A 3,521-nucleotide genomic window follows, 5' to 3' on the forward strand; every position below is an offset into this window, starting at 1 on the left:
ATCTCTTTAGGGTAACCAGTTTTGTCAACAACTATATCAAAAATTAAGTCTTTCAATTCATCTTCGCTCATTGCTTTAAGTTTCTCTAAATCTTCTGCAGCCTCTTTGCCAAATTTTTCAACTACTTCTGGTTGAGCAGCTGGTTCTTGGCTTTTTTCCTTGCCGCTTTCAGATTCCACATGCTCTTCTTTAGCTGGTAATTCTTCTTTTTCAACAACATCTTTTTCTGGTTCTTCTTCTATATATTCATCTTCATACTCATCTTCTTTTTCATAATCATAGCTTTCATATTGGGCCTCTTCTGGCATATCATAGAACCTGCTCTCTTCTATATTTTGAGCAGACTTATAATCTATATCTATAGTCTTTTCTAGTTCATCATCTATTTTGTATTCTGGTAATTTGATCTGACTGCCAACATCAGCTGCACCCATTAATTGTCCTAACAATCTTGTTGAGGTTTCTGCCGATTTCATAAATGCTAAATGGCTTTCGGACATTGTCTTTTGAAAGGTTGTATATGCAATTGTTGCCTGTCTTTGCATCTCCATAAATGCTTGCAATACTGATGGATAGACCTTTCTGTCACCCCTTATTGGTCTCAAATTATTATCTTGTTTCTTTGGATAGTTAAGGTTTTCTTTAATATTTTTTTGTTTATCTTTAGCCATATACCCCTCACTCTCTTTTTTATCTTGATTTTTATTAAATCTATTAAATGCTTTTTTTACTTCATTAATATTGGTTACCTTTTCTTGTTCATCTTTTACATCTTCTTCATCTTTAAAATAGTTCTTTCCCAATTTTTTCCTCTTCTCAATCTCTTCTTCAGGTGGATATTTCCTGCCATGATTATATCCACGAAGTTTTATTGTAAATTTAGGCTTTTCCTTTTTTCTAGGATCTTCTAATTCAGCATACTCCTGCCATAAATTTTCATATTTAATTTTCAATCCATTAACAGAGAGAACACCTAAAGCATTCCAAAGAGATTTTATTTCACTTGTACTTTTATGCATGGTGTTTACCACTATAATATCATCTTTATCAGAGAGACATTGTTTAGTTAAATTAGTTAAAACACTATTTGGTCCAACTTCTATAAAAATCTTTGCTCCATCATCATACATCTTTCTAACTTCATCTACAAATCTAACACTACTTATCAATTGTTTTACAATTAACTCTTTTATATGACTTATATCACTTGGATATTTATCACTCGTAACATTAGAATATATAGGTTTTATAGGCTTATTAAATTTAATTGTATCTATAAACTGAGAAAATGGTTTCTCAGCATTTTTCATCAAAGGTGAATGAAATGCAGTTGAAACATTAAGTCTTTTAAAGGGTATACCATCTAATTGTTTAAGTTTTCCTTCAACTAATTCAATTGATTTTAAACTGCCTGAAAGCACAATTTGATCAGGTGTATTATAATTTGCTACAACAACATCAGTATTTAATTCTTTTAGTATATCTGTTATCTTTTCATAGGGTGCCTTAACAGCAGTCATAGTTGCAGGTTCATCACTAGAAACAGACATTAACTCGCCCCTTTTTCTTGCAATCTTTATAACATCCTCAAAGCTAACTACCCCCGCATCAAATAACGCTGTAATCTCACCCAAACTATGACCACCTACAAAATCAGCTTCAATTCCAACTTTCTTCAAAATACTTAAAAGAGAAAGACTTGCTGAGGCTATAGCAGGCTGAGCCCACTCAGTTTGTATTAGTCTTTTTTCTTGATCTTCTTCTTCTTGCTTTGTAAATACAGGTATAGGAAAGACAACTTTATTTAAAGGTACATCACCCATATCTATTTTTGCTATATCATCCCACGTATTAATAGTTTCATCAAAAAACATCGATAATTCAGAACTCATATTAAGATACTGACTACCCTGTCCTGGGAAAAGAAAGGCTATCTTCCCATTTTTACCGTTATTACTAAAATGTATTTTTTTATCTATACTAAATGATTCGCCTTTTGAGGATAAAATCCTTTCTTTAGCTAAATCTATATTATTAACTAAATCGTTATAATCTTTAGCTATTATAGCTAGTTTATATTTTTCATTAGGATTAAAATTTAATTGACTTGATTTACTTAAGTATCTAAATAACTCTTCACTTGGTTCTGATTTTTTTATCTCTTCTAATTCATCGCTAATCTTTCTATCATTTGAACCGCTGAATAGGAACAACTCATAAGGAAAATATCTAAGCCTTTTAGCTGTCCTTGTTTTATCAGTATACTCTTCTATTGTTACATGATAATTAGTACCACCAAAACCAAAAGAACTAACAGATGCTCTTCTTGGATAATCAGGATTTCTAACCCAAGGCCTTGTCTCTGTATTTAAATATAGTGCACTATTTTTAAAATCCATCTTAGGATCTGGTTTATCAACCTTAATTGTTGGTGGTAATACTCTATGATTAATAGCCAAAACAGCCTTAATCAGGCCAGCAGCAGCTGCCGCACTTTTTGTGTGTCCAATTTGGGATTTTACAGTACCTAGTGCACACCACTGCAAATCTTTTCTGCCAGATTCTTTAAATACAGTATTTAGAGATTGAAATTCAGCTATATCACCAACTCTTGTACCAGTGCCATGAGCCTCAACTAAATCCACAGTTGAAGGTAGATAGCCAGCTGAATCATAACAGCGTCTTAATGCAATAGCCTGACCTTCTGGGTGAGGAGCATAAATACTTTTAGCTTTTCCATCTGATGAGGTACCCACACCTCTTATAACAGCATATATTTTATCTCCGTCTTTTTCTGCATCTTCTAGTCTTTTTAAAGCAACAAGACCCAAGCCCTCACCTAACATCATACCATCAGCCTTATCTGAAAAAGGCCTGCAGTCGTTAGAAAAAGATAGTGCAGGGGTTTTACTAAAACATATAAACATAAAAGGGTTATTTAATGTATCAATCCCACCAGTTATAACAAGATCTGATTGACCTAACAACAATTCATCAACAGCTAAATGAAGCGATGCAAATGAACTTGCACATGCAGCATCAACAGTACAATTTGTACCGTGCAAATCAAAACGATTTGCAATTCTTCCTGATACAACATTTGTTAATAACCCAGGAAAGGTTGATTCTCTCCAACCTTTTGAATATTTATTTATTTTGTTTGTTAATTTCTTAATCTCTTCTTTATTATAACCTTCTTCTTTTAAGACTCGTTCAATTACAGGAGCTTGCAGACTACTTGTCATCTCTCCTAACAATTCTAGACCACCACCAACACCTAATATTACACTTATTTTATCCTTATCAGTTTTATTAAACTGCCCTGCTGCTGCATCCTCTAAAACTTTTTTTGCAACAATCAATCCTAGTAGCTGTGAAGTATCTGTATGCTCCACATTTGCAGGTGGAATGCTAAATTCTATTGGATCAAAATCAATCTCTGGTATAAATGCACCTCTTTTACAATAGGTTTTCCCAGGAGCAAATGGGTCAGGGTCATAATAATCCTCTATAAACCAGTA

1 protein-coding gene is annotated in these 3,521 nt (G+C 33.1%); it reads right to left on the minus strand.

Going from position 1 to position 3,521, the window contains the following annotated elements; all coding sequences use genetic code 11:
- Nucleotides 1-3,521, minus strand: a 3,521-nt coding sequence (locus SVN78_09425; protein ID MDY6821825.1) for a beta-ketoacyl synthase N-terminal-like domain-containing protein, incomplete at both ends; no start/stop codon positions are given.

This window comes from Deferribacterota bacterium (assembly GCA_034189185.1).
In the GTDB taxonomy this organism is placed as follows: Bacteria; Chrysiogenota; Deferribacteres; order Deferribacterales; family UBA228; genus UBA228.